The sequence below is a fragment of the Pseudomonas lactucae genome, assembly GCF_016937615.1.
Classification (GTDB): domain Bacteria; phylum Pseudomonadota; class Gammaproteobacteria; order Pseudomonadales; family Pseudomonadaceae; genus Aquipseudomonas; species Aquipseudomonas lactucae.
In genome coordinates this window covers 49,850-74,895 of record NZ_JAFHKI010000054.1, presented here as the reverse complement: position 1 = coordinate 74,895, position 25,046 = coordinate 49,850, and the positions used below count along the sequence as shown (strand labels likewise).

23 protein-coding genes and 5 pseudogenes are annotated in these 25,046 nt (G+C 61.1%); 11 read left to right on the top strand and 17 right to left on the bottom strand.

Translation table 11 applies throughout. From position 1 onward, the window contains the following. Positions 1–46 precede the first annotated feature (46 nt). Both JWR98_RS11045 and prlC read right to left on the bottom strand, forming a co-directional pair. Positions 47–322: a YheV family putative zinc ribbon protein gene (locus tag JWR98_RS11045; RefSeq protein ID WP_078735362.1), complete on the bottom strand. Its 276-nt coding sequence runs from the start codon at positions 320–322 to the stop codon at positions 47–49. Further along, positions 319–2,370, bottom strand: coding sequence for an oligopeptidase A (gene prlC, locus JWR98_RS11040; RefSeq protein WP_078735361.1), 2,052 nt, complete (start codon positions 2,368–2,370; stop codon positions 319–321). The genes JWR98_RS11045 and prlC overlap by 4 nt, the downstream gene beginning before the upstream one ends. Before the next feature lie 101 nt (positions 2,371–2,471). On the opposite strand from prlC, the gene JWR98_RS11035 reads away from it, so the two are divergent. Beyond that, positions 2,472–3,014 carry a gamma carbonic anhydrase family protein gene (locus JWR98_RS11035; RefSeq protein ID WP_003170755.1) on the top strand — a complete coding sequence of 181 codons (543 nt, stop codon included), beginning with the start codon at positions 2,472–2,474 and terminating at the stop codon, positions 3,012–3,014. Further along, positions 3,011–3,669: pseudogene (locus JWR98_RS11030) on the top strand (HAD family hydrolase). Before JWR98_RS11035 ends, JWR98_RS11030 begins: the two are co-directional and overlap by 4 nt. 33 nt (positions 3,670–3,702) lie before the next feature. Here the strand turns inward: JWR98_RS11030 and JWR98_RS11025 are convergent. Next, on the bottom strand, positions 3,703–4,746 hold the full coding sequence (locus JWR98_RS11025) for an aminopeptidase (protein WP_205490021.1): 1,044 nt from the start codon (positions 4,744–4,746) through the stop codon (positions 3,703–3,705). A 74-nt stretch (positions 4,747–4,820) separates the two neighbouring features. Between JWR98_RS11025 and JWR98_RS11020 the strand changes: the two are divergent. Next, positions 4,821–5,242: pseudogene (locus JWR98_RS11020) on the top strand (PA0061/PA0062 family lipoprotein). On the opposite strand, the gene JWR98_RS11015 reads toward JWR98_RS11020, so the two are convergent. Then, positions 5,243–5,482: a DUF1161 domain-containing protein gene (locus JWR98_RS11015; protein ID WP_078735357.1), complete on the bottom strand. Its 240-nt coding sequence runs from the start codon at positions 5,480–5,482 to the stop codon at positions 5,243–5,245. Positions 5,483–5,633: 151 nt separating this feature from the next. Beyond that, complete coding sequence (locus JWR98_RS11010; protein ID WP_003170750.1) at positions 5,634–6,065, bottom strand: OsmC family protein; 432 nt, start codon at positions 6,063–6,065, stop codon at positions 5,634–5,636. A gap of 216 nt (positions 6,066–6,281) precedes the next feature. Between JWR98_RS11010 and JWR98_RS11005 the strand changes: the two genes are divergently transcribed. Then, positions 6,282–7,283: an LLM class flavin-dependent oxidoreductase gene (locus JWR98_RS11005; RefSeq protein ID WP_078735356.1), complete on the top strand. Its 1,002-nt coding sequence runs from the start codon at positions 6,282–6,284 to the stop codon at positions 7,281–7,283. 59 nt (positions 7,284–7,342) lie between these two features. On the opposite strand, the gene JWR98_RS11000 is transcribed toward JWR98_RS11005, so the two are convergent. Then, entirely contained in the window at positions 7,343–7,567 is a 225-nt protein-coding gene (locus tag JWR98_RS11000) for a DUF1161 domain-containing protein (protein ID WP_078735355.1), read from the bottom strand. A 115-nt stretch (positions 7,568–7,682) separates the two neighbouring features. Continuing rightward, positions 7,683–7,898: a dodecin gene (locus JWR98_RS10995; RefSeq protein ID WP_003170747.1), complete on the bottom strand. Its 216-nt coding sequence runs from the start codon at positions 7,896–7,898 to the stop codon at positions 7,683–7,685. A gap of 158 nt (positions 7,899–8,056) precedes the next feature. Between JWR98_RS10995 and JWR98_RS10990 the strand changes: the two genes are divergently transcribed. Next, positions 8,057–8,383 carry an ElaB/YgaM/YqjD family protein gene (locus tag JWR98_RS10990; RefSeq protein ID WP_003170746.1) on the top strand — a complete coding sequence of 109 codons (327 nt, stop codon included), beginning with the start codon at positions 8,057–8,059 and terminating at the stop codon, positions 8,381–8,383. An 8-nt stretch (positions 8,384–8,391) separates the two neighbouring features. Here JWR98_RS10990 and JWR98_RS10985 read toward each other — a convergent pair whose 3' ends face one another. After that, complete coding sequence (locus JWR98_RS10985) at positions 8,392–9,288, bottom strand: LysR family transcriptional regulator (RefSeq protein WP_205490019.1); 897 nt, start codon at positions 9,286–9,288, stop codon at positions 8,392–8,394. A 110-nt stretch (positions 9,289–9,398) separates the two neighbouring features. Here JWR98_RS10985 and trpB point away from each other — a divergent pair, with 110 nt between their 5' ends. Together trpB and trpA are read left to right on the top strand one after the other, a co-directional pair. Further along, the gene (gene trpB / locus JWR98_RS10980) at positions 9,399–10,625 is read left to right on the top strand and encodes a tryptophan synthase subunit beta (RefSeq protein ID WP_078735353.1); all 1,227 of its coding nucleotides are present in this window, start codon (positions 9,399–9,401) and stop codon (positions 10,623–10,625) included. Then, positions 10,625–11,434: a tryptophan synthase subunit alpha gene (trpA, locus tag JWR98_RS10975; RefSeq protein ID WP_205490017.1), complete on the top strand. Its 810-nt coding sequence runs from the start codon at positions 10,625–10,627 to the stop codon at positions 11,432–11,434. Before trpB ends, trpA begins: the two co-directional genes overlap by 1 nt. Positions 11,435–11,473: 39 nt before the next feature. Here trpA and JWR98_RS10970 read toward each other — a convergent pair whose 3' ends face one another. The 6 genes from JWR98_RS10970 to JWR98_RS10945 all read right to left on the bottom strand — a co-directional run bounded on the left by JWR98_RS10970 (position 11,474) and on the right by JWR98_RS10945 (position 17,152). Then, positions 11,474–12,784, bottom strand: a complete 1,311-nt coding sequence (locus JWR98_RS10970) for an MFS transporter (protein WP_003170742.1) — start codon at positions 12,782–12,784, stop codon at positions 11,474–11,476. A 115-nt stretch (positions 12,785–12,899) separates the two neighbouring features. Next, a complete protein-coding gene (gene dgoD, locus JWR98_RS10965; protein WP_003170741.1) occupies positions 12,900–14,048 on the bottom strand; it encodes a galactonate dehydratase in 1,149 nt (382 codons plus the stop codon). 48 nt (positions 14,049–14,096) lie between these two features. Further along, positions 14,097–14,717 carry a 2-dehydro-3-deoxy-6-phosphogalactonate aldolase gene (locus JWR98_RS10960; protein WP_078735351.1) on the bottom strand — a complete coding sequence of 207 codons (621 nt, stop codon included), beginning with the start codon at positions 14,715–14,717 and terminating at the stop codon, positions 14,097–14,099. 10 nt (positions 14,718–14,727) lie between these two features. Beyond that, positions 14,728–15,678, bottom strand: a complete 951-nt coding sequence (locus tag JWR98_RS10955; RefSeq protein WP_078735350.1) for a 2-dehydro-3-deoxygalactonokinase — start codon at positions 15,676–15,678, stop codon at positions 14,728–14,730. Between the two features lie 165 nt (positions 15,679–15,843). Then, positions 15,844–16,170 (bottom strand): DOPA 4,5-dioxygenase family protein, encoded by a 327-nt coding sequence (locus JWR98_RS10950; RefSeq protein ID WP_078735349.1) that lies wholly within the window; start codon positions 16,168–16,170, stop codon positions 15,844–15,846. A 31-nt stretch (positions 16,171–16,201) separates the two neighbouring features. After that, positions 16,202–17,152, bottom strand: coding sequence for a choline sulfate utilization transcriptional regulator (locus tag JWR98_RS10945; protein ID WP_205490015.1), 951 nt, complete (start codon positions 17,150–17,152; stop codon positions 16,202–16,204). 103 nt (positions 17,153–17,255) lie between these two features. Here JWR98_RS10945 and betC point away from each other — a divergent pair. From betC to JWR98_RS10930, 3 pseudogenes are all read left to right on the top strand, one after another. Then, positions 17,256–18,769: pseudogene (gene betC / locus JWR98_RS10940) on the top strand (choline-sulfatase). A gap of 16 nt (positions 18,770–18,785) precedes the next feature. Further along, positions 18,786–19,699: pseudogene (choX, locus tag JWR98_RS10935) on the top strand (choline ABC transporter substrate-binding protein). Positions 19,700–19,798: 99 nt separating this feature from the next. After that, a pseudogene (locus JWR98_RS10930) lies at positions 19,799–21,366 on the top strand (SulP family inorganic anion transporter). A 34-nt stretch (positions 21,367–21,400) separates the two neighbouring features. On the opposite strand, the gene aroE reads toward JWR98_RS10930, so the two are convergent. Continuing rightward, complete coding sequence (gene aroE / locus JWR98_RS10925) at positions 21,401–22,219, bottom strand: shikimate dehydrogenase (RefSeq protein WP_205490013.1); 819 nt, start codon at positions 22,217–22,219, stop codon at positions 21,401–21,403. Next, positions 22,219–23,151, bottom strand: coding sequence for an oxygen-dependent coproporphyrinogen oxidase (gene hemF / locus JWR98_RS10920; RefSeq protein ID WP_205490011.1), 933 nt, complete (start codon positions 23,149–23,151; stop codon positions 22,219–22,221). Before hemF ends, aroE begins: the two co-directional genes overlap by 1 nt. A 159-nt stretch (positions 23,152–23,310) precedes the next feature. Here hemF and JWR98_RS10915 point away from each other — a divergent pair, with 159 nt between their 5' ends. Further along, positions 23,311–24,288, top strand: coding sequence for a quinone oxidoreductase family protein (locus JWR98_RS10915; RefSeq protein ID WP_205490009.1), 978 nt, complete (start codon positions 23,311–23,313; stop codon positions 24,286–24,288). Between the two features lie 146 nt (positions 24,289–24,434). On the opposite strand, the gene tsaC is transcribed toward JWR98_RS10915, so the two are convergent. Further along, entirely contained in the window at positions 24,435–24,992 is a 558-nt protein-coding gene (gene tsaC / locus JWR98_RS10910) for an L-threonylcarbamoyladenylate synthase type 1 TsaC (RefSeq protein ID WP_078735341.1), read from the bottom strand. Positions 24,993–25,046 lie beyond the last annotated feature (54 nt).

Sequence of the window (25,046 nt, the reverse complement as noted above, 5' to 3'; positions counted from 1 at the left end):
CGCTATCGGGAGCAAACCCCCTCCCACATTAGCCTGCGTAGGGCCGTTAGTCTTTTTTCAGCTTGGGGTTCGGGAAGAATTGCACCGCCTGAACCTTGGGGTCGGACGGCGCTTTCAACGCCGAGGTATTGACCCGCGTGCCCAACTCCTTGGGCACCGACAGACCTTGATCATTCAGCGTGTCGGTATATCCACACGCCACGCACTCGCGGTGCGGCACGCTGTCTTCGGTCCACATCTTCAGCTTGTCCGCTTCGCTGCACGCCGGGCATACGGCCCCGGCGATAAATTGCTTTTTGGTGATCACAGGCGCTTCGCTCATGCTGCCGCGTCCTCACTCAGGCCGCTGTGGCGCAAGAGTGCGTCAATCGAAGGCTCACGTCCGCGGAAGTCGACGAACAGCACCATCGGCGCCTGGGAACCGCCGCGAGCCAGGATCGCCTCACGGAATGCACGGCCAGTGTCGGCATTGAGCACGCCGTCCTCCTCGAATTTGGAAAAGGCGTCCGCCGACAGCACCTCAGCCCATTTGTAGCTGTAGTACCCCGCCGCGTAACCACCGGCGAAGATGTGCGCAAAACTGTTGGGGAAACGGTTGTAGGCCGGCGGACGCATTACCGACACCTCGTCACGCACACCCTCAAGCACCTGCGCCACGCTGCGACCATCGCCGTGAGTGGCGTGCATTTCAAAGTCGAACAGCGAGAATTCCAACTGACGGACCATCATCAGGCCGGATTGGAAGTTCTTCGCCGCGAGCATTTTTTGCAGCAGGTCCTGCGGCAGTGGCTCACCGGTTTCATAATGGCCGGAGATCAGCGCCAGGCCTTCCGGCTCCCAGCACCAGTTCTCCATGAACTGGCTTGGCAACTCCACCGCATCCCAGGCCACGCCGTTGATACCGGAAACACCGGCGTGTTCGACACGGGTCAGCAGGTGATGCAGACCGTGGCCGAATTCGTGGAACAGGGTGGTGACTTCATCGTGGGTCAGCAGCGCGGGTTTGCCGCTGTCGGCCGGGGTGAAGTTGCATACCAGGTTGGCCACCGGGCTCTGCAGCACGCCGTCGACAGTGCGGCGACGGTCACGGGCGCCGTCCATCCAGGCGCCACCACGCTTGTTGGCCCGGGCGTAGAGGTCGAAGAAGAAACGGCCGACGTGCTGGCCGTTTTCCTGGATTTCGAACAGGCGAACATCCGGGTGCCAGGTGTCGAAGCCTTTCTGCTCGGCGATCTCGATGCCGTACAGACGCTGCACGATGGCGAACAGGCCGCCGAGCACTTTGTCGATCGGGAAATAGGCGCGCAGGGCTTCCTGGGACACGCTGTAGCGCTGCTCACGCAGTTTTTCGCCGTAGAAACCGCTGTCCCAGCTTTGCAGGTCGGCACAGCCTTGTTCGGCAGCATAAGCCTTGAGCTGTTGCAGGTCCTGGGCGGCAAACGGCTTGCTGCGCTTGGCCAGGTCACGCAGGAAACTCAGCACCTGATCGCTGGATTCGGCCATCTTCGTAGCCAGGCTCAGCTCGGCGAAGGAGGCGAAACCAAGCAGTTGCGCCAGTTCCTGACGCAGGTCGAGGATCTGTTCCATCACCGGGCCGTTATCGTTCTGACCGGCATTCGGGCCTTGGTCCGACGCACGGGTGCAATAGGCAGCGTAAATTTCCTCACGCAGGGCGCGGTCCTGGGCGTAGGTCATCACCGCGTAGTAGCTGGGGAATTCCAGGGTGATCAGCCAGCCGTCGAGGCCTTTGGCCCGGGCAGCGGCGGCCATTTGCGCCTTGGCCGAGTCAGTCAGGCCGGCAAGGGTGGCTTCATCGGTAACGTGTTTGGTCCAGGCCTGGGTGGCGTCCAACAGTTGGTTGGAGAACTTGCTGCCCAGCTCGGAGAGTTTGCTCTGCACTTCGGCGTAGCGCTTCTGCTGCACCGGCGGCAGGTCGATACCCGACAGGCGGAAGTCTCGCAGGGAATGCTCAAGAATAGTTTTTTGCGCCACATCGAAACCGGCGGCTTCAGGGCTGTTGGCCAGGGCTTCGAAAGCCTGGAACAACGCGCGGTTCTGGCCCAGCTCGGTGGAGTAGGCGCTCAACGCTGGCAGACATGCCTCGTAGGCCTCACGCAGCTCAGCACTGTTACACACGGCGTTGAGGTGGCTGACCGGGCTCCAGGCGGCGCCCAGGCGGTCATTGAGTTCGTCCATGGCCAGGACCAGGCCCGCCCAGGTAGGATTTTTACCCTGGCTTTGCAGGATGCCTTCGATGGCCACGCGGTTGTCGGCGAGGATCTGTTCGATGGCCGGTTGGACGTGCTCGGCACGGATCGCCGAGAACGGCGGCAGGTCGTAGGACTGCAGAAGAGGGTTGTTCGCGCTCACGGTTGGCACCTTGGCTGAAGAAACAGGTAAGACAAAGATGGGGCCATCTTAATTACAATCAACGCCCACCGCAGCTATCAGCAGAAGAGAGAGAGCCTATCGTGACCCTTCGCACCTATCAGAACCACACGCCAACCCTGGGCGACGGGGCGTTTGTCGATGTTTCGGCGGTGGTGATCGGCGACGTCGAAATCGGCGCCGACAGCTCGGTCTGGCCACTGACCGTGATCCGCGGCGACATGCACCGCATCCGCATCGGCGCACGCACCAGTGTGCAGGATGGCTGCGTGCTGCACATTACCCACGCCGGTCCCTTCAATCCTGACGGTTTCCCGCTGCTGATCGGCGACGACGTGACCATCGCCCACAAGGTCATGCTGCATGGCTGCACCGTGGGCAACCGCATCCTGATCGGCATGGGCAGCATTGTGATGGATGGCGCCGTAGTGGAAGACGACGTGATCATCGGTGCCGGCAGCCTGGTGCCGCCAGGCAAGAAACTCGACAGCGGTTTCTTGTACGTGGGCAGCCCGGTTAAACAAGTCCGCGCATTGACTGACAAGGAGCGCGCCTTTTTCACCTACAGCGCCGCGAACTACGTGAAACTAAAAGACCTGCACCTGGCGCAAGGATTCGACCAATGAGCCTGCATTACCAAACCGTCCTGTTCGACCTGGATGGCACGCTCACCGACCCGCGCGAGGGCATCACCCGCTCGATCCAGTACGCCCTCGGCAAACTCGGCATCGATGAGCCGGACCTGACCAGGCTCGAACACTTCATCGGCCCGCCGTTACTGCAAGCCTTCATGCAGTTTTACGGTTTCGATGAAGCCAAGGCCTGGGAAGCGGTGAACTTCTACCGCGAACGTTTCAAGGTCACCGGGCTGTACGAAAACCGCGTGTTCGATGGCGTGATACCGCTGTTGGAAGCATTGAACGGCCAGGGTCGCCAGCTCTATGTAGCCACCTCCAAGCCGTGGGAATTTGCCCGCGAGATCGCGCGGCATTTCGACTTTGCCAGGCACTTCAAGGTGATCTACGGCAGCGAGCTGGATGTACGCGTACCAACAAGGTCGAGCTGATTGCGCATTTGATGAGCGAAGAAGGCCTGGACCCCACCACCACCTTGATGATCGGTGATCGCAAGCACGACCTGATCGGCGCGCGTAGCAATGGGCTGGATTCGGCGGCAGTGGGGTATGGGTTTGGCAGTTATGAGGAATTGAGTGCCGAGGCGCCGACCTGGCATTTTGAGACGTTGGCTGAGATGCATCAGGCGTTTTTGCGGCAGCCTTGAGGTCGCCATCGGGGGCTTGCCCCCGATGAGGCCCTACAAATCAACACCTTCCAATTGTTTCAACGCCGCCTTGCGCTGCGCCACCGGCAATCCGCCCAGCCTCTCAACCGCGGCATAGAACTTCATCCAATCCCCGCCTTCCCGCCTGAACAACGCCGCAAACGCCGGCACCCACTGGTCATACAGCCCGAACGGCAATAGCCGCGCGTTGTTCATCGGCTGGTTGATCCAGGCATCATAACGTTTATCGCCACCCCATTGGCTGTCGCGCAATTTGCGATAGTCACTGCGCAACCGCTCAAATTCCGCAGCCTTGGCCTGGCGCATCACACCCGCTGCCAAGGGCTGGGCGTAGAGTTTTCCCAGGCGCTTGCGAGTGTCGAGGATCAGCTGGATAAACTGGTCACGCTGTTTCAACAGCGTGTCGCCTTGAGGCGTCAAACCACGAGCGGCGCGCCACTGGCGAGTGCCTTCTTGCTCGACGAAGGTGGCAAATGACTCGTTGAACTCGGTGTCGTCCTTCACATAGAAGCGCTGGTGCGCCAGCTCATGGAAGATCAATGTGGCCAGGCGTTCATCGCCCCAGTTCATCATCGAGCTCATGATCGGATCGTTGAACCAGCCCAGCGTGGAATAAGCCTCCACGCCACCTATCGACACGTCCATGCCTTGCTGGCGCAATAAAGCCGCCTCGCCACGCGCCGCGCCCTGGCTGTAATAGCCGCGATAGGCCACGCAACCGGCGATGGGGAAGCAATGGTTCTCAGGCGACAGAGAAAATTCCTGCGTGGCGAAGACGTTCCAGACGACATAGGGTCGGCCAATATCGGCGTACAACCGGTAACTCTGGTTGTCGGGCAGGTGCAGGTGCTCGCTGGCGAAGGTTCGCGCTTTCTGGGATTGCGTGAGATGGTCACGCAGCTGCCGCGGGCGGGATGGGTCGGCAATCACCTTGGCAACCGGTTCCCGAGCCCGCAAGAGTTGCCATTGGCCGTCCGCCAATTGGCTGTAATAACCGACGCTGGAGCAACCACTGAGCAGCACAACCATCAACCCTGGAAGAAAACGCCTGATCATGCCCTGACTGCTCCTGGGTGATAGGTTCGTGTTTATACTGACGCAAACCCCCATCCTATCGCCGAGGGCCCGTCATGCGTCAGTTTTTGCTTTGCGCCGCCGCCGTATTCGTCGGCGCCTGTACGTCGACCCCGGTACCTCCCGCCGATCCGCAACAGGCCTGGGTCGATTTCACCACGCCGACGCCGGGGGCGAAACTGGTGATGGCGCAGCGGCTTGACGGAAAGAACCTGGACGACGGGCGCTACTTCCAAATGCCGCCCGGCCCCCATGAGCTGATGGTGCGCTTTGACTTCGAGGTGCCGCCGGCGGTGGACTGGGCGGCCTCAGCCAGATGCTGTACCGCACGTGTTTTATGACCTTGCAATACGACCACTTCAAGGCTGGGCAACGTTATGTGCTGGAAGGCCGCTCACTGGCCTTCACGCCCAACATTCGGCTGTATGACTCAGCGCGACAGTTATTGGCCGAAGAACGCAGTGTGAACTGCCTCTGATCAGTCGTTATTTTTTTGGTAAATGATGCGTTTGGTGCCGTTTTCACACGAGCCCACAATCATTGCGCTGTCATGGTTCTTGGCTTCTTCGGCGGTGATGATTTCCAGGGTGTAGGACGGAATCGCCTTGGCCTGGATATTCACTTCAATCTCTTTCCTGAGCTCTTCACAATCTTTTGGCGCGGCCACGACCGAAGTGGCCAATACAGCGCAGATGATCGCCAAGGCAAAACGTTTCATGTGTGAAGCTCCCTGAATGCATGTGCACGGGTGTGCGCCTAGGATGCATAAGGCTATTCGACCACAGTTTGCAAACACGAGTTCTGATTTAACGCAGAACAACGTGTGGGAGAGGGCTATCGAGAGCAAGCCCCTCCCACATTAAGGCGTGTCAGTTAACCAGCGTGCCATCCAGGGTAATGGTCGCATTCAGCACCTTGGATACCGGGCATCCTTCCTTGGCCTTCTTGCTCAGCTCATCGAACTGCGCCTGGCTTGCGCCCGGGATCTTGGCCTTGAGGATCAAATGCACGGCGGTGATCGCAAAGCCACCATCCACCTGGTCCAGGGTCACTTCAGCCTGGGTGTCGATGCTGTCAGCCTTAAGCCCCGCGTCGCCCAGAATCATGGAGAACGCCATGGAGAAACAGCCGGCATGAGCCGCGCCGATCAATTCTTCAGGGTTGGTGCCCTTGCCGCCTTCAAAACGCGCCTTGAAGCCGTAGGGTGCTTCGCGCAGTACGCCGGTTTCGGTGGAGATGGAACCCAGGCCAGTCTTCAGGTCGCCTTCCCAATGCGCGGATGCTTTTTTTACGATGCTCATAGCGGTCTCCTCGAACGGTGGTTTTGCGTCAGTAAGGGTTCTGAGGATAGACGCTGTGCCAAAGTTCACTCGTAAGAGAAACCTAGTGAATCAGTAGGAAATTTCGCGCACGCTATTGAATCTCGGGTATATGCCCTCATTGCATAGAACATGCACATGAAGCGGCAGGTTTTGGTTCGTCTAAGAAGCCTGCGCCCCTATTGGAGAAGCAGGCTTATGAAATCGCTGTCCGACGTGAAGTTCTCGACCCTCGACCTGGTACCCGTGCGGGCCAACGGCAGTCCGGCGCAATCGCTGCGCAATTCCTTGGACCTGGCCCAGCACGTGGAAAAGTTCGGCTACCACCGTTTCTGGGTAGCCGAGCACCACAACATGGACGGCATCGCCAGCTCGGCGACCTCGGTATTGCTGGGCTATCTGGCTGGCGGCACGTCCACGATTCGCGTCGGCTCCGGCGGCGTGATGCTGCCCAACCATGCGCCGCTGGTGATCGCCGAACAGTTCGGCACCCTGGAAAGCCTGTATCCCGGCCGGATCGACCTGGGCCTGGGTCGCGCACCCGGTTCCGACCAGATGACCGCCCGCGCCCTGCGCCGAGAGCGCTCCGGCAGTGCCGATGACTTCCCCGAAGATGTCGCCGAGCTGATGGCTTACCTGGGCCCGCGCACGCCGGACCAACGCGTGATAGCCGTACCGGGCACCGGCACCCATGTACCGGTGTGGCTGCTGGGCTCGAGTCTGTTCAGTGCGCAACTGGCCGGCGAGCGCGGTTTGCCCTACGCCTTCGCCTCCCATTTCGCACCGCGTTTGATGCATGAGGCGATTCGGGTGTATCGCAATCACTTCAAGCCTTCGGCCGTGCTGGACAAACCCTACGTGATGCTCGGCATCCCGCTGGTCGCCGCCGACACCGATGAACACGCCGACTACCTGGCCACTTCGGTGTACCAGCGCATCCTCGCGCTGATGCGCGGCCAAAGCCTGGTGCAACGTCCACCGGTCAAAACCATGGATGGCCTGTGGTTGCCCCATGAAAAGGACGCGGTCGGCAGTTTCCTCGGCCTGGCGATGGTCGGCAGCCCGGCGAAGATACGTGCCAAATTGGAAGTGCTGATCGAACAGACCGGTGCCGATGAGCTGATCTTTACCTGCGACCTGTATGAACACGCCGACCGGATTCATTCCTACGAACTGCTCGCGCAGTTGATGAAGGGCTGAACCGCAGACGAAAAAAAACCGACGCACCTGCGTCGGTTTTTTATGTCTGCAACACGGAATCAACCGCGCTTGTAGACGATTTCCTTGGTGCCCCCTTCGCAGGTACCGACCACTTTTGCGTCGGCCGCAGCACCTTTATCCACGATTTCCAGCGAATAACCCGAAGCACCTTTGGCGTCGATTTTCGCTGCAATCTCGCTTTTCAGCTCTTCACAAGGCTTGCCCGCCGCCAGGGCCGTACCCGCAATGCTCAACAAACCTACCGCTAGCAGAAACTTTTTCATCCGTTACTTTCCTTGCGCTGATCGAAAAGAACATGCCGACGCTTTTCGCGTCGGCACCCCATCGTTGTAGCGCAGGTTATGGCAATCGGCCAGCCAGCAAGTTCAACTCAGCGGATCAACTACTGGCAATTCGGAATCCCACCTTGAGCGTGACCTGGTAGTGGGCGACCTTGCCGTTTTCAATATGACCACGGGTTTCGGTCACTTCGAACCATTCCAGATGCTTGAGGCTCTTGTTGGCCTCGGCGATCGCATTGTTGATCGCATCTTCGATGCTGGTGGTCGAGGAACCGACCAATTCGACTTTCTTGTAGGTGTGATGATCAGACATAGCGTTTCTCCTGAGGGTCGTCAATAAAGCCTAGCAGTCAAAGTTCATACTGCCTCTGGCGACCGTTCCTACCCGAAAGTTCAGATTTACTGCACTTTCTGAACCCGGCGCAGTCGGTATCTACACACGCCACTCAATCACTTTCAGGAGATGTCCACATGGCCAACACTTCTTTACGCAAAGCGTCGCTGGAAAGCATGGAAGCCGAGATTTCGAGCCTGCTCAAGTCCCTTGAGAGCCTCAAGGACGATGCGTCCGATGAGTCGCGCAAGACCCTGAAGGCCCTGAAAAGCAACGCCGAGAACGCCCTCAAGCACTCGCGCCACCTGATCAGCGACGCCTACGAAGAAAGCAAAGTCAAAATTCGCGAAACCGGCGTTGCCACTCGTGACTACGCACAAGAGCACCCATGGACTACAGCCGGTGTCGCGGTAGGCGCGCTGGGTCTGCTGGCGGCGTACCTGCTGTGCAAACGCGGTGACTGATAGACCGGCTAACTCGGTTGGCGCATCAGCTCAGCCTTGAGCCACTGCGCCAACTGCCGAGCGCGTCCGTCCGCGGCGCGCTTGGGTAGCCACAGCGCCAGATGTGCCGGAGTTTCAGTGAACCCCCACGGCGCCGCCAGGCGACCCGCACGCAGATCCTCTGCCACCAGCGGCTCAGGCGCAATCGCCACCCCCAACCCCGCCACCGCTGCCTCCAGCAAATAATACAAATGCTCAAAACCCTGACCGTGTTTCAACGCATCGGGCGCGATGGCGTGTTGTTGCGCCCAAATAGGCCAGGCCTGAGGACGCGAGGTGGTGTGCAACAGCGGCTCGCCGCACAGGGCTGATGCTGGCGCCTGGCGCAAACGCTCGTAACCGGCGAAACGCGGGCTCATCACTGGGCCGATGCGCTCGCTGGCCAGTTCAAACACTTGCATATCCACCGGCCATGGCGGCTCGGCGAATACCAGCAAAGCGTCCAGGCCAGGGCGACGCGGGTCGAGATCGCCATCACCCGCCGACAGGTGCAGGCGCAAGTCCGGCAGGTCGGCATTCAAGCGGCCCAGGCGCGGGATCAGCCAGCGTGCCAGCAAACTGCCCGAGCACCCCAGCACAAACGGTGCATCCGCGCTGCTTTGAGTGAGCTCAGCGCACACGTCTCTTAAACGTTCAAACGCTTCGAAGCTGGCATCGCGCAGCCGAGCCCCGGCATCTGTGAGTTTAAGGCCACGCCCATCCTTGACAAAAAGGCTGACCCCCAAGTGCTCTTCCAACACCTTCAATTGGCGACTCACTGCACCATGGGTCACATGCAGCTGTTCGGCGGCCTGGCTGACGCTGTTTAGCCGAGCGGTGGCTTCAAAGGCACGCAGGGCGTTAAGGGGCGGAAGGTCTCGGCTCATCTGTGAGTTTTCCTGACAGGTTGCGGCGATCTTATCGGTTTTCAGCCTGGCGCGTCAGGGGTAGAGTGGCCCTCATTGTTTCCTACACCCCTTTTCCCCTGGAGCGTCCCATGACTCAGTCCCAGACCGATCTACGCAACGGCCCCGACGCCAACGGCCTGTTTGGCGCGTTCGGCGGCCGTTACGTCGCTGAAACCCTGATGCCGTTGATCCTCGAACTGGCTCGCGAATACGAAGCGGCCAAGATTGATCCGGCCTTCAACGAGGAATTGGCCTACTTCCAGCGCGACTACGTGGGTCGCCCGAGCCCGCTGTATTTCGCCGAGCGCCTGACTGAGTTCTGTGGTGGCGCCAAGATCTACCTCAAGCGTGAAGAGCTGAACCACACCGGCGCGCACAAGATCAACAACTGCATCGGCCAGATCCTGCTGGCGCGGCGCATGGGCAAAAAACGCATCATCGCCGAGACCGGCGCCGGCATGCACGGCGTGGCCACCGCCACCGTCGCGGCGCGCTTTGGCCTGCAATGCGTGATCTATATGGGCACCACCGACATCGAGCGCCAACAGGCCAACGTGTTCCGCATGAAGCTGTTGGGCGCCGAAGTGATTCCGGTGGTCGCCGGCACCGGCACCCTCAAAGACGCGATGAACGAAGCCCTGCGTGACTGGGTGACCAACGTCGACAGCACCTTCTACCTGATCGGCACCGTAGCCGGCCCACACCCGTACCCGGCGATGGTCCGCGACTTCCAGGCGGTGATCGGCAAGGAAACCCGCACCCAGCTGCAAGCACAGGAAGGCCGCCTGCCGGACAGCCTGGTGGCATGTATCGGCGGCGGCTCCAACGCCATGGGCCTGTTTCACCCGTTCCTGGATGACACCAGCGTCGAAATCATCGGCGTTGAAGCCGCCGGTCACGGTATCGAAACCGGCAAGCACGCCGCCAGCCTCAACGGCGGCGTACCGGGCGTGCTGCACGGCAACCGTACCTTCCTGCTGCAGGACGACGATGGTCAGATCATCGACGCCCACTCGATTTCCGCAGGCCTCGATTACCCAGGCATCGGCCCGGAACACGCGTGGTTGCATGATATTGGCCGCGTCCAGTACACCTCGGTGACCGATGACGAAGCACTGGAAGCCTTCCATAAATGCTGCCGCCTGGAAGGGATTATTCCTGCACTGGAAAGCGCCCACGCCCTGGCCGAAGTGTTCAAACGCGCACCGACCCTGCCGAAGGATCACCTGATGGTGGTCAACCTGTCCGGCCGTGGCGACAAAGACATGCAAACCGTGATGCACCACATGGAACAGTCTAAGCAGGAGAAACACTGATGAGCCGCCTGCAAACGCGCTTTGCCCAGCTCAAAGAACAAAACCGCGCCGCCCTGGTGACCTTCGTCACTGCCGGCGACCCGGGGTATGACGCCTCCCTGGCGATCCTCAAGGGTCTGCCGGCCGCCGGCGCCGACGTGATCGAACTGGGCATGCCCTTCACCGACCCGATGGCCGACGGCCCGGCCATCCAGCTCGCCAACATCCGCGCGCTGGAGGCCAAGCAGAACCTGGCGAAAACCCTGCAGATGGTCCGCGAGTTCCGCAAAGACAACAACGACACCCCGCTGGTGTTGATGGGCTACTTCAACCCCATCCACAAATACGGCGTACCTGCGTTCATCGAGCACGCCAAGCATGCCGGTGTCGACGGCCTGATCGTGGTCGACATGCCGCCCGAGCATAATGGCGAGCTGTGCGACCCGGCCCAGGCCGCCGGCATCGACTTTATCCGCCTGACCACGCCGACCACCGACGATGTGCGGCTGCCGACCGTGCTCAATGGCAGCTCCGGTTTTGTGTACTACGTGTCGGTAGCGGGTGTGACCGGCGCCGGTGCCGCCACCCTGGAACACGTCGAAGAGGCCGTGACGCGCCTGCGTCGCCACACCGACCTGCCGATCAGCATCGGTTTCGGCATCCGCACGCCGGAACAGGCCGCGGCCATCGCGCGCCTGGCGGACGGTGTGGTAGTGGGGTCGGCGCTGATCGATCACATCGCCAATGCCAGCAGCGAACAGCAGGCGATTGATGGCGTATTGAGCCATTGCGCGGCGCTGGCCGAAGGCGTGCGCAACGCACGCAAGTAAGGCTTGCTGTGGCGAGGGAGCGTGCTCCCTCGCCGTCGTTTATTCGTCCAGCTTGATCCGCTCGACTTTGCCCACCAGCAATATGTAGGACAACGCCCCCAGCAACGCCAGCACCGCGATGTAGGTAATCGCCGGCGCGAACGAATCGCCGCTGGCCAGAAAACCAATCACGATCGGCGTGGCAATCGCGGACAGGTTGCCGATGAAATTAAACACGCCCCCCGTCAGGCCCAACAACCGTGCCGGTGCCAGGGTCGATACCAGCGACCAGGTAATCGACGCCAGGCCATTGCCGAAGAACGCCACCGCCAGGAATGCGATGACCCACGCCGTCGAATCCACATAGTTGGCACCGATGATTGCCGTGGAAATCAACAGCCCGCCAATGATCGGCAACTTGCGCGCAAAGCCCACCGACGCGCCCCGACGAATCAGCCAGTCGGAAAAAATCCCGGAACACAGCACACCGACAAATGCGGCCAGAAACGGCAGCGAGGCCAGCAGGCCGGACTTGATGAAGTCCATGCCGCGATATTTCACCAGGTAGGTCGGGAACCACGTCAGGAAGAACCACAAGGTGGAATTCAGGCAGAACTGCCCCAGGTAGATGCCCCAGAGTTTGCGCTTGCTCAGCACGATACCCAGATCGACCCAACTGAACGGTGCCTTGGCGGTTTGCGCCTGCATGTCCACCAGGCCGCCGCCGTCGCGGATCAACTGGATTTCAGCCTCGTTGGCGCCTTTGAAATCCTTTGGCTCGCGGTACACCGCGTACCAGATCACCGCCCACAGGATGCCGACGCCGCCGGTGGTGACAAACACCATGTGCCAGCCAAACTCATGCTGCAGCCAGGCCAGTACCGGCGTGAGAAACGCCAGCCCGACGAATTGCCCCGAGGTGTAAAAGCCAATCGCCGTCGCACGCTCGCGCTCGGGAAACCAGGTGGTGACCACGCGGCTGTTGATCGGGTAGGCCGGCGCCTCCAACGCACCGACGGCCATGCGCAGCACGAACAGCGCAATGAAACTGGCGGCAAAGCCCAGCATCACGGTGGCGATCGACCACAGCAGCAGGGCGGCGGTGTAGAGAATGCGCGGCGGCACTCGGTCGACCAGCCAGCCGCCGGGGATCTGCATGGCGGCGTAGGTCCAGCCGAATGCGGAGAAAATCAGGCCGACGTGCACCGGGTCGATACCCAACTCGCTGGTCAGTGCAGGGGCGGCAATCGACAGGTTGCTGCGGTCGAGGTAGTTGATGACCACGGTGATGAACAGCAGCACCATGATGAAAAAGCGCTTTCGGCTAGGCGTGACTAAAGAAGCCTGTCCGGTGAGGGATTCAGGATGCATGGGAAGTGCCTCTTTTTATGTTTATTGAGGACGGACTTACTGATGAAACCGAATCAAAATGTGGAAGAGAGCAAGCCCCCTGCCACATGTTTAACCGTGTTCCTTCAGGAGGGAATCACCACTCGGCAAAGCTGCCATCGGCATGGCGCCAGATCGGGTTGCGCCAGCGATGGCCGATGGCGGCGCGCTCGATCACGTACTCCTCGTTGATCTCGATACCCAGGCCTGGCCCGTTGGGGATCTTCACAAAGCCTTGGTCATAGTCGAACACGCCAGGGTCGCGCACGTAGTCGAGCAAGTCGTTGCTCTCGTTGTAGTGAATGCCCAGGCTTTGCTCCTGGATAAACGCGTTGTAGCAAACCGCGTCCAGTTGCAGGCAAGCGGCCAAGGCAATCGGGCCCAGCGGACAGTGCAGGGCCAGGGCCACATCGTAGGCTTCGGCCATGTTGGCGATTTTGCGGGTTTCGGTGATGCCGCCGGCGTGGGAAGCATCCGGCTGGATGATGTCGACGTAGCCTTCGCTGAGTACACGCTTGAAGTCCCAACGCGAGAACAGACGCTCGCCCAGGGCAATCGGGGTGCTGGTCAGCGGCGCCAGCTCCTTGAGCGCTTCGTAGTTTTCGCTGAGCACCGGCTCTTCGATAAACATCAGCTTGTACGGGTCCAGCTCCTTCATCAGCACCTTGGCCATGGGCTTGTGCACTCGACCATGGAAGTCGACACCGATGCCGACGTTAGGACCGACCGCATCACGCACGGCCGCGACGTTGGCCAGGGCCAGGTCGACTTTTTCGAAGCTGTCGACGAACTGCAGTTCTTCGGTGCCGTTCATTTTCACGGCGGTAAAACCACGGGCCACGGCCTCTTTGGCGGCGCGGGCGGTGTCGGCCGGGCGGTCGCCACCGATCCACGAATACACGCGGATCTTGTCACGCACCTGGCCACCGAGCAGGTCGCTGACGGAGACGCCAAGGGCCTTGCCCTTGATGTCCCACAGCGCCTGGTCGATGCCGGCGAGGGCGCTCATGTGCACGGCGCCGCCCCGGTAGAAGCCGCCGCGATAGAGCACGGTCCAGATGTCTTCGATGTTGCGTGGGTCTTTACCGATCAGGTAGTCGGACAGTTCTTCAACGGCGGCGGCCACGGTATGAGCACGGCCTTCGACCACGGGCTCGCCCCAACCGGTCACGCCCTGGTCGGTTTCGACCTTGAGGAAGCACCAGCGCGGCGGGACGATAAAGGTCGTCAGTTTGGTGATTTTCATCTGTTATCTCTCTTATAGATGCGGCGCCTGTGGGCGCGGAATTTGATCTCAGCTCAGGGCTTTCCAGGCGGCGACATACGCCTGGGCCCGACTCGCGACTTGATCGGCGGTCATACCCGGCTTGAACAACCCGGACCCCAGCCCGAACCCTTTGGCGCCGGCGTCGGTGAACACCTGCATGTTGTCGGGGTTAATGCCGCCCACCGGCAGCAACAACGTGCCCTGTGGCAATACCGCCAGCCACGCCTTGATCACCGCCGGGCCCATTTGCTCGGCCGGAAACAGCTTCAATACGTCGGCACCTTCGGCCAGCGCGGCGAAGGCTTCGGTAGGCGTGGCCACACCCGGCGACAGGTACAGGCCCGCAGCCTTGGCGGCGCGCAGCACCTTGGCATCGCTGTGGGGCATGACGATCACTTGGCCGCCGGCCGCTCTCACCTGCTCGACCTGCTCGGGCGTCAACACCGTGCCGGCACCGATCAGGCAATCGGCGGGCAAGCTGTCGCGCAGGGTGCGGATGCTGGTGTAGGGGTCCGGCGAATTGAGCGGGACTTCGATCACGCGAAAACCGGCGTCGTACAGCACTTGGCCGACCGCCTTGGCTTCGTCCGGGCGCACACCCCTCAGGATCGCGATCAAACCGTTTTGTGCGAGTGCTTGCTTGAGCATGTCAGGCCTCCTATACAGGTTGAGTGAGCCCGGCCGCCACGGCCAGTTGCCACAGGCCGCGCTCGGTGGCCTCTTGCGCCAGGCTCACATGGGCAAAGCCACAACGGGCGAGGGCGCGTTGATAGCGGGCGCAGAGGGGGGCGGCGCCGACCAGGATGATCGGCAAGTGTTTTGCGCGGTCCGGCAGACCGGCCAGTTCGTGACCGATCAACAGGCCGGACAGGTAGTCGGGCTGCTGTTCGGGCAAAAGTTGCGCGGTCAGGCCCAAGGTGCGCGCACTGAACAGCGTCGACAGCACGCCACGCTCGCCCTCGTCGGACAGCGCCACGTGCACGCCTCGGTCAAAGGCATCGGCCTGGAATGTTTCAGAAGGCTTTTGGGTGCGGCCCAGGAGGCTGTGCTTGCTCAACACCGCAAACACCTCGCCGGTCATAAAGGTGTCGAAGTGGGTGATGCGGCCGCCCACCACCTCGACCCACTTGGAGTGGCTGCCCGGCAGGCCAATCAACACCTCGGTCTCCAGCCCGGGCAATACACCCAGCACTTGGGTTTCTTCGCCGCGCATCACATTGGGCAAACCGACCTGCTCAATCACGCCGGGCACGATATGCACCTCGACACCCCGCAGGCTGAGCACCTTGTGCAGTGCCTGGCCCAGGCTGGCGACGTCGACGGGGGTGTTGCGATACGCCGCCTCGCTCCAGCCCTGGGCGCTGCCGACCATGCCGCAGGCGATCACCGGCAAGCCAGGTTCAGCCTCGAGCCAATCGCCGCACGCCGCATCGAAGGCCAATTCGAAGCCATCGCTGCACAGCACGCCGGCAATCTCCCGGGCCTCGCTGGGCAAATGCATGATGCCCGACGCCAGCGAGCGCTGTTCCAGCACCACGCCTGCGGGGCCGAGTTTGTAAGCACGAAGGGAGCTGGTTCCCCAATCGAGCGCGATCAATTGCGCCTGCATCGCTTCACCTGAAATGAGTGGGTGCTGAAAAAAGCAGATGGGCGAATATAAACCTAAGCCTGGCGATATCTCAATATATAAATATCTATCCCATATAGTGGGAGATTACTGCGCAAATCCCTACATCCTTTAAAGAAGTAAAGGATTGCAGATCAGAAAGGATGGTTAAAAAGCAGACAGGTCCAGCGTGCGCATCGCGCCCATCCAGATGGCGTGATCGGTGTGGTCCTTGAGCTCATCGCCGGTTTCAGGGTGCAGGAACACCACCAGCCCATTGCGATTCAGCGCCAGCCACGGCAGCACCACGCCGATGTATTCGGGGTCGAAGGCCAGTTGGCAGCTCCAGTCGGGGTGCGGGCCCACGGGGCGCTCATGCACGCGCCCCATGCGCAGCGGGAACAGTTTTGCACCGTCTTCGCACAGGGTGCGCGCCTGGTCGATGGTGCTGGCATCAAAGTAGATGTGGGCGTGATAGCCCTTGATACGTTGCATGCGGAACTCCCTACCCACTGTGCGCCAGATGCTAGACCGCAATCGACGGCAGTGCCAGCCCGGTCAATGACTGCGCGCTGCTGGCCTGCTCCGCCACCAGCCAATCGACAAAACGCTCAACCAACTGCCCCCGGCGTTTGCGCTGCGGCTGCACGACGTAATAGCCGAAGCGGGAGATCACCGTGTTGCCGATCGGCCGGCACAGCCAGTTCTGCTCCAGCAGGTTATCCACCAGGTGGCGCCAGCCGATGGCCACGCCTTGACCGGCAATCGCTGCCTGGATCAGCAGGGTGTAGTTGTCGAAGCGCAACTGGCCTGGCGTCGGCGCAACGGTGATGCCCAGCTCGCGAAACACTCCACTCCAGTCGAACCACCGGCTGTTGTTTTCCTGGCGCAGGTGCAGCAGGGGCACATCGTGCAGGTTGTGCAGGGTCAGCGGCGCGGCCTGGTCCTTGAGCCACTGCGGGCTGCACACCGGGAAGACTTCCTCGTTGAACAGCCACAGGCTGTCGCCCTGTTTGAAACGCCCATCGCCAAACAGCACCGCCACATCGATGTCGCTGCGCAGGGTGGCGTGGTTGCGCTCGCTGGTCACCAGGCTCACATCGACCTGCGGGTTGGCCTGGTGGAAGCGATGCAGGCGCGGCATCAGCCAATAGGCGGCGAAGGCGAAGTCGGTGGCCACTTGCAGCACTTCGTGCTGGTCCTGTTGGGTGATGGCGCTGAGGCCCGCGTTGATGGTCTGTAAACCACCCTGGGCGTGTTCGAACAGCACCGCGCCGGCCTCGGTCAGCTCAATGCCGCGGTAGATCCGATCAAACAGGCGAATCGCCAGTTGTTCTTCCAGGCGCTTGATCTGCTGGCTGATCGCCGGCTGGGTGGTGCCCAACTCCATTGCCGCCGCCGTAAAGCTGCGATGACGAGCCGCTGCTTCGAATACGCGCAGCAGGTCGAGGGACACATCACCGAGAGATTCATACATAAGCCGTGCTTATCCTAGACATTGCCTTTCATGGGCTTTACCCCAATTTACATGGGCTTCATGCTCATTCGCATAAACACCGCCTATGGAATGCCGAGAACCCATGAAGCGCAAGAACATTCTTTTCATCATGGCCGATCAAATGGCCGCGCCGTTGCTCCCGTTCTACGGTTCTTCGCCCATCAAGCTGCCGAACTTGATCCGCCTCGCCGAGCAAGGCGTGGTATTCGACGCTGCATATTGCAACAGCCCGCTGTGTGCGCCATCGCGCTTCACACTGGTCAGCGGGCAACTGCCGAGCAAGATCGGCGCCTACGACAACGCGGCGGATTTTCCCGCCGATGTCCCCACCTATGCTCACTACCTGCGGCGCCTCGGCTACCGCACCGCGCTGTCAGGCAAGATGCACTTCTGCGGCCCCGACCAGTTGCATGGCTATGAAGAACGCCTGACCAGCGACATCTATCCCGCCGACTATGGCTGGGCGGTGAACTGGGATGAGCCGCACGTACGCCCCAGCTGGTACCACAACATGTCTTCGGTGCTGCAAGCCGGCCCATGCGTGCGCACCAACCAGCTGGATTTCGACGAAGAAGTGGTATTCAAGGCCCAGCAATATCTGTTCGACCATATTCGCGAGGACGGCGACCAGCCGTTCTGCCTGACCGTGTCGATGACCCATCCCCACGACCCGTACACCATTCCCAAACCGTTCTGGGACCTGTACGACGACAGCGACATCCCTTTGCCTGCAACTGCGGCACAGCGTGATCTCGACCCACATTCCCAGCGCCTGCTCAAGGTCTATGACCTGTGGGACAAACCACTGCCCGTGGATAAGATCCGCGATGCGCGCCGCGCCTACTTCGGTGCCTGCAGCTACATCGACAGTAATGTCGGCAAGCTGCTGCAAACCCTGGAAGACACCGGCCTGGCGACGACACCATCATCGTGTTCTCCGGCGATCACGGCGACATGCTCGGCGAGCGTGGCCTCTGGTACAAAATGCACTGGTTTGAAATGGCCGCCCGCGTACCGCTGCTGGTCAGCGCGCCGGGGCAGTTCGCGGCGGGGCGCGTATCAAAAGCCGTGTCCACCGCCGACCTGCTGCCCACGCTGGTGGAGCTGGCCGGCGGCGAGCTGGACCCACGCCTGCCGCTGGACGGCCGCTCGCTGGTGCCGCACTTGCAAGGGCAGGGTGGGCACGACGAAGTGTTCGGCGAATACATGGCCGAAGGCACCATCAGCCCGCTGATGATGATTCGCCGGGGCGCTTATAAATTCATCTACAGCGAAGACGACCCGTGTCTACTGTTCGATGTACACAACGACCCACGGGAGCAGGAGGAACTCAGCCAGTCGCCGCGGCATCAGGCGCTGTTTGCCGCCTTCCTGGACGAGGCACGGGCCAAATGGGACATCCCGGCGATCCACCAGCAAGTGCTCGCCAGCCAACGCCGCCGTCGCCTGGTATTCGAGGCGCTGACCCAGGGCAAGCTGAAGAGCTGGGATCACCAGCCACTGGTGGACGCCAGTCAGCAATACATGCGCAACCACATAGACCTCGACGACCTGGAGCGCAAGGCACGTTATCCACAACCCTGCCAAAACCAATAAATACAGAGGGAAGGCCATGCAAAAATTAACGGTAGTGCTGGGCATTCTGGCGTTAAGCAGCGCCAATGTGTACGCAGACGCCAGTTGCGAAACGGTGAAAATGGCCGATCCCGGCTGGAGCGACATTGCCGCGACCAATGCCATCACCGGGTTCCTGCTGACGGGCATGGGCTACAAGGCGAAAGTCGACACCCTGGCGGTGCCGATCACCTTTGGCGGGCTCAAGGATGGCCAGGTGGATGTGTTCCTCGGCAACTGGATGCCGGCGCAGCAAGGCTTTTACGACAAGTTCGTGGCCAATGGCGAGGTGGTGCAACTGGCCAAGAACCTCGACGGCACCGAATTCACCCTCGCCGTGCCGGACTATGTGTGGGACGCGGGTGTACATGATTTTGCCGACCTGAATAAGTTTGCCGATAAGTTCGACAAGAAGATCTACGGCATCGGCTCCGGCGCGCGGCGAACATCTCGTTGCAGGAGATCATCAAGAAGAACGACTTTGATATGGGCCAGTGGAAGCTGATCGAGTCCAGCGAACAGGCGATGCTCGCCGAAGTCTCACGGGCAGTGAAGAAACAGCGCTTCGTCACCTTCCTCGGCTGGACCCCGCACCCCATGAACGTGCAGTTGAAAATGCACTATCTCAAGGGCGGCGAGAAGTATTTTGGCGACACCGGCAGCGTATATACCCTGACCCGTAAAGGGTATGCACAGGCCTGCCCGAACGTAGGAAAACTGCTGACCAACCTGAGCTTCACCCAGGAAATGGAGAACAGCATCATGGCTGAGGTGGCCAACAACAAGGTCAGCAATGCAGAGGCGGCGAAGGCGTGGATCAAGGCCAATCCGGCGGTGCTGGATAAATGGCTGGAGGGTGTAAAAACCGTGGATGGCCAGGATGCGTTGGCGGCGGTAAAAGCCAAACTCTAAAGCCTTGCATTGTGCCAATGTGGGAGGGAGCAAGCCCCCTCCCACAGGGATTGGCGTGTACTGATACCCTTGAGTCAAACCTTTTCAGCCGAGTTATAAATGCCCCGGCCCAACCGCCATACACTTTTCCCCTTCCTCAGCTGGCTCCCGCGCCAAACCCGCGCCCGCGTCGGCCGGGATGCAATCGTCGGCCTCAGTGGCGCGGTTCTCGCCCTGCCACAGTCAATTGCCTACGCATTGATCGCCGGCCTCCCACCAGAGTACGGCCTATACGCCGCCATCATCCCGGTACTGATCGCGTGCCTGTGGGGCTCGTCCTGGCACCTGATCTGCGGCCCGACGGCGGCGATTTCCATCGTGCTCTACGCCAGCGTCAGCCCGCTGGCCGTGCCGGGATCGCAGGACTACATCACGCTCATCCTACTGCTGACATTCCTCGCCGGCGTTTTCCAGTGGTTATTGGGCATGCTGCGCTTCGGCGCGCTGGTAAATTTCGTCTCTCATTCGGTGGTGCTGGGGTTCACCCTGGGCGCCGCCGTGGTGATCGCCCTGGGGCAGTTACCCAACCTGCTGGGGCTGGTTTTGCCGAGCCAGGCCACGGCGATCAATAGCCTGCTGGCGCTGATCGAGCATGCCGGCGAGTGGGACCACGCCTCGCTGGCCCTGGGCCTGGGCACCCTGCTGGTGGGCGCACTGCTCAAGTACCTGATGCCACGCTGGCCAACGCTGTTAATCGCCCTGACATTGAGCAGCCTGGCAGCCTGGTTGTCGCCTTCGATGTTCGGGCATGTGGCGCGCGTCAGTTCGTTTATCGGCAAACTGCCGCCGTTCAGCCCGTTGCCGATGGACTTGGACATGATCCTGCGCCTGCTCCCGAGTGCCGTGGCGGTGGGCATGCTGGGGCTGGTGACCAGCCTGTCGATTGCCCGCTCGCTGTCGGCCCGTTCGCAGCAATTGCTCGACGCGAATCAGGAAGTGCGTGCGCAGGGTTTATCCAACATTGTCGGCGGATTTTTCTCTGGCTACTTGTCAGCCGGTTCTTTTACCCGTTCAGGCCTCAGCTATGAAGCCGGTGCCTGTTCGCCGCTGGCCGGGGTGTTTTCCGCGTTGTGGGTGGCACTTTTCGCACTGTTTGGCGCGGCGCTGATCGCGCATATCCCGATCCCGAGCATGGCGGCGAGCATCCTGCTGATCTGCTGGGGCTGGTGGACCATCGCGGCATCCGCGCGCTGTTCCGGGTCAGTCGCGCCGAGTTTGTGGTGATGAGCCTCACCTGCATCGCCACTTTGTTGCTGGAGCTGCAAACGGCGATCTATGCGGGGGTGCTGGCCTCATTGTTCTTCTACCTCAAACGCACCTCGCAGCCACGGGTTCAGCAATGGCGGGATGGAGAAGAAGATGTACTGCGGGTCGGCGGCTCGATCTTTTTTGGTGCCAGCCACTATCTGCAAGTGCGTCTGCAAAGCTTGCAGGGCGAAAAGGTGGTGATCGAGGCGCAGCAGATCAACTTTATCGACTATTCCGGGGTGGAGATGCTGCATCAGGAGGCGCGGCGGTTGCGCGGTCTGGGACGCAGTTTGACATTGCGCCGAGCCAGGCCGCAGGTGGTTGAGGAGTTGAAGAAGCTGGAGGGGACCGATAGATGCCCCATCCATTTTGAAGACTGAACGCGGTTAAAACTGGGCCCACTTTAGATAGGCGCTAAGCCAACTGGCGGCGCAGCTCCGCCAACACCGGCGCCGACTCCGGACGCACACCGCGCCACAGGAAGAACGCTTCGGCTGCCTGTTCAACCAGCATGCCCAGGCCGTCCATCGCTACCGCTGCACCCTGCTCACTGGCCCAGCGACAGAACGCAGTCGGCTCCTTGGCGTACATCATGTCGTAGCAAAAGGTCTTGCCCGGTTCGATCAAGCTGCCGGCAATCGGCGGTACATCGCCTGAAAGGCTGGCGGACGTTGCATTGATGATCACGTCCACCGGCTCACGCAGCCAGTCGAAACCGCTGGCGGATACAGGGCCCAGATCGTCGAACAACTCGGCAAGCAATTCAGCTTTTTCCACGGTGCGGTTGGCAATGATCAACGACGAGGGTCGCTCGGCCAGCAACGGCTCCAGCGCTCCGCGTACCGCGCCACCGGCGCCCAGCAACAGGATGCGTTTGCCTTCGAGGCGCACCCCGGCGTTGACCGTCAGGTCACGCACCAGGCCCGCGCCGTCGGTGTTGTCGCCCAACAAGGTGCCATCGGCCAGCTTGCTCAAGGTGTTCACCGCACCGGCACGTTGGGCGCGCTCGGTGAGGCTGTCGGCCAGGCGGTAGGCCTCCTCCTTGAACGGCACGGTGACGTTGGCACCCCGGCCTTGCAGAAAAAACTCACGAGCGCAGCCGGTAAAATCCTCCAGCGGTGCGAGCAAGGTGCTGTAGTCCAGTTGTTCGCCAGTCTGCTCGGCGAACATACGGTGAATCAGCGGCGACTTGCTGTGGCCGATGGGGTTACCGAAGACGACATAACGATCCATCAGACCGCCGCCTTGGGCACTGCAACGCCGAGCCAGTCGCGGTCCTGCAGGTAATACTCGGTAAGACGCGCTTCTTCGCTGCCGGCCTCGGCCTTCCAGTCATAGCTCCAGCGCACTTGGGGCGGCAGCGACATCAGGATCGACTCGGTACGCCCACCCGATTGCAGGCCGAACAGGGTGCCACGGTCGTAGACCAGGTTGAATTCAACGTAGCGGCCGCGACGGAATTCCTGGAATTCACGTTGCTGCGCGGTATAGGCCGTGGCTTTGCGACGCTGCACGATCGGCAGGTAGGCGTCGATGTAGGCATCCCCGATGGCGCGAATGAAGGCGAAGCAGGTGTCGAAGTCCCACTCGTTCAAATCATCGAAGAACAGACCGCCGATGCCGCGGGGCTCGTTGCGGTGCTTGATATGGAAATAAGTGTCGCACCACGCCTTGTAGCGCGCATACACGTCCGGGCCGAATGGCGCACAGGCCTGCTCGGCCACACGGTGCCAGTGGACGCAGTCTTCATCGTTACCGTAGTAGGGCGTGAGGTCGAAGCCGCCACCGAACCACCACACCGGCTCTTCGCCTTCTTTTTCGGCGATAAAAAAACGTACGTTGGCGTGGGACGTCGGCACGTGGGGGTTGTGCGGGTGGATCACCAAGGACACGCCAAGGGCTTCAAAACCGCGACCGGCCAGTTCAGGGCGATGCGCGCTGGCGGAGGGTGGGAGACCGCTGCCGAACACGTGGGAAAAGTTAACGCCGCCTTTTTCGATCACCGCGCCGTTTGCAATCACACGGGTGCGACCGCCACCGCCTGCTGGCCGGGTCCAGGCGTCTTCGGTAAAGCGAGTGTCCGTCTCAAAGGTTTCCAGGGCGCTGCAAATGCGGTCTTGCAGGTCGAGCAGGTAGGCTTTGACAGCCTCGGTGCGGGTAGTCATGAGATCACCTTGAATCGGGCAACGCTACGCGAGGCCAGTGGGCGTCGGCGGCAAATGGGCGCACAGGATACCACTGCGCTCAGGTTCGCCGCAGTTGACGAGGATCAAGCTTAGGAGTGGGATAGGGGGCTACGCGAATTCGACCCAAGGAGAAGGCAGATGGCAAAACGTATCCAGTTCAGTACCCATGGTGGCCCCGACGTGCTCGAGTATGTGGACTACACGCCAGCGGAGCCTGGCCCACAGCAGGTGCGCGTGCGCAACGAGGCGATTGGCCTGAACTTCATCGACACTTATTTCCGTAGCGGCCTGTATGCACCGCCGGCCTTGCCATCGGGCCTGGGCGCGGAAGGCGCCGGCGTGGTGGATGCCGTCGGCAGTGAAGTCACCCAGTTCAAGGTCGGCGACCGCGTGGCCTACGGCAGCGGCCCGCTGGGTGCCTACAGCCAATTCCACGTACTGCCCGCCGCCAATCTGGTACACCTGCCGGACGGCATCAGCTTCGAACAGGCCGCCGGCGCCATGCTCAAGGGCCTGACGGTGCAATACCTGCTGCGCCAGACCTATGAATTGAAGGGCGGCGAAACCATCCTGTTCCATGCCGCGGCCGGCGGTGTGGGCTCCCTGGCCTGCCAATGGGCCAAGGCCCTGGGCGTGAAGTTGATCGGCACCGTCAGTTCGCCGGAAAAAGCCGCCGTGGCAAAATCCCTCGGTGCCTGGGAAACCATCGACTACAGCAAGGAAAACGTCGCACAGCGCGTGCTGGAATTGACTGACGGCAAAAAGGTACCGGTGGTCTATGACGGCGTCGGCAAGGACACATGGCTGACCTCGCTGGACAGTGTGGCACCGCGTGGGCTGGTGGTGAGCTTCGGCAATGCATCGGGCGCCGTGGATGGGGTGAACCTGGGGATTCTGTCGGCCAAAGGTTCGCTGTACGTAACCCGGCCGACCCTCGCGACCTACGCCAACAATCCGGCGAACCTGCAAGCGATGGCGGACGATCTGTTTGCGATGATCAACAGCGGCAAGGTGCGCATTGATATCAACCAGCGGTACGCGCTGGCGGATGCGGCGAAGGCGCAGACGGCGTTGTCGGCGCGGCGTACCACGGGTTCAACCATTTTGCTGCCTTGACTGCCCTTTGTGGCGAGGGAGCTTGCTCCCGTTGGCCTGCGAAGCAGGCCCAAAACCAGAGAATGCGGTTTACCTGAAAAACACCATTGCCTGTTTTGGGGCCGCTTCGCGGCCCAACGGGAGCAAGCTCCCTCGCCACAAAAGCCCTACGAGGGACGCACCACCTCACCCGTCACCAGATCGCGAATCAGGCTCGGGTTCTTGCGCCCGCCCAACGCCCCGCCCAGCACCAGATCCACTTGCCCGCGGAAATACTGCTCTACGCGAATCCGCGTGCGCGCAGCCGGGCGGCCCTGAGGGTTGGCCGAGGTGGAAATCAACGGGCCCACCAACGAGCACAGATCCCGCACCAGTGGATGGTCCGTAACCCGCAGCGCGACCGTGTCGTGCACACCGGTGATCCATTCGGGCAACAAGTCCTGATGAGGCACCAGCCAGGTGTTCGGCCCCGGCCACGTACTGGCCATGCGGTCGATCCACTCCTGCGGGAAGTCTTCGAACAGAAAATCGAACTGGCGAATGTTGTCCGCCACCAGGATCAGGCCCTTGTCCACCGAGCGATTCTTGATGGCGAGCAAACGGTCTACCGCTTCTTCGTTCCACGGGTCGCAGCCCAACCCCCAAACTGCTTCGGTCGGATAAGCAATCACCGCACCTGCGCGAATTTCCCGTGCGGTTTCCAGCACACGCCACCTGTTGACCATTGCTCACTCTCCAGACTAAAGCTCTGCGCAGTTTACCGATCTTCGTTACAAAAC

Excerpts from the sequence above, each read along its gene's own strand:
- JWR98_RS11045 (WP_078735362.1), bottom strand. The coding sequence starts at position 322 with ATGAGCGAAGCGCCTGTGATCACCAAAAAGCAATTTATCGCCGGGGCC.
- JWR98_RS11025 (WP_205490021.1), bottom strand. The coding sequence starts at position 4,746 with ATGATCAGGCGTTTTCTTCCAGGGTTGATGGTTGTGCTGCTCAGTGGT.
- JWR98_RS11015 (WP_078735357.1), bottom strand. The coding sequence starts at position 5,482 with ATGAAACGTTTTGCCTTGGCGATCATCTGCGCTGTATTGGCCACTTCG.
- JWR98_RS11010 (WP_003170750.1), bottom strand. The coding sequence starts at position 6,065 with ATGAGCATCGTAAAAAAAGCATCCGCGCATTGGGAAGGCGACCTGAAG.
- JWR98_RS11005 (WP_078735356.1), top strand. The coding sequence starts at position 6,282 with ATGAAATCGCTGTCCGACGTGAAGTTCTCGACCCTCGACCTGGTACCC.
- JWR98_RS11000 (WP_078735355.1), bottom strand. The coding sequence starts at position 7,567 with ATGAAAAAGTTTCTGCTAGCGGTAGGTTTGTTGAGCATTGCGGGTACG.
- JWR98_RS10995 (WP_003170747.1), bottom strand. The coding sequence starts at position 7,898 with ATGTCTGATCATCACACCTACAAGAAAGTCGAATTGGTCGGTTCCTCG.
- JWR98_RS10990 (WP_003170746.1), top strand. The coding sequence starts at position 8,057 with ATGGCCAACACTTCTTTACGCAAAGCGTCGCTGGAAAGCATGGAAGCC.
- JWR98_RS10985 (WP_205490019.1), bottom strand. The coding sequence starts at position 9,288 with ATGAGCCGAGACCTTCCGCCCCTTAACGCCCTGCGTGCCTTTGAAGCC.
- trpB (WP_078735353.1), top strand. The coding sequence starts at position 9,399 with ATGACTCAGTCCCAGACCGATCTACGCAACGGCCCCGACGCCAACGGC.
- trpA (WP_205490017.1), top strand. The coding sequence starts at position 10,625 with ATGAGCCGCCTGCAAACGCGCTTTGCCCAGCTCAAAGAACAAAACCGC.
- JWR98_RS10970 (WP_003170742.1), bottom strand. The coding sequence starts at position 12,784 with ATGCATCCTGAATCCCTCACCGGACAGGCTTCTTTAGTCACGCCTAGC.
- dgoD (WP_003170741.1), bottom strand. The coding sequence starts at position 14,048 with ATGAAAATCACCAAACTGACGACCTTTATCGTCCCGCCGCGCTGGTGC.
- JWR98_RS10960 (WP_078735351.1), bottom strand. The coding sequence starts at position 14,717 with ATGCTCAAGCAAGCACTCGCACAAAACGGTTTGATCGCGATCCTGAGG.
- JWR98_RS10955 (WP_078735350.1), bottom strand. The coding sequence starts at position 15,678 with ATGCAGGCGCAATTGATCGCGCTCGATTGGGGAACCAGCTCCCTTCGT.
- JWR98_RS10950 (WP_078735349.1), bottom strand. The coding sequence starts at position 16,170 with ATGCAACGTATCAAGGGCTATCACGCCCACATCTACTTTGATGCCAGC.
- JWR98_RS10945 (WP_205490015.1), bottom strand. The coding sequence starts at position 17,152 with ATGTATGAATCTCTCGGTGATGTGTCCCTCGACCTGCTGCGCGTATTC.
- aroE (WP_205490013.1), bottom strand. The coding sequence starts at position 22,219 with ATGGATCGTTATGTCGTCTTCGGTAACCCCATCGGCCACAGCAAGTCG.
- hemF (WP_205490011.1), bottom strand. The coding sequence starts at position 23,151 with ATGACTACCCGCACCGAGGCTGTCAAAGCCTACCTGCTCGACCTGCAA.
- JWR98_RS10915 (WP_205490009.1), top strand. The coding sequence starts at position 23,311 with ATGGCAAAACGTATCCAGTTCAGTACCCATGGTGGCCCCGACGTGCTC.
- tsaC (WP_078735341.1), bottom strand. The coding sequence starts at position 24,992 with ATGGTCAACAGGTGGCGTGTGCTGGAAACCGCACGGGAAATTCGCGCA.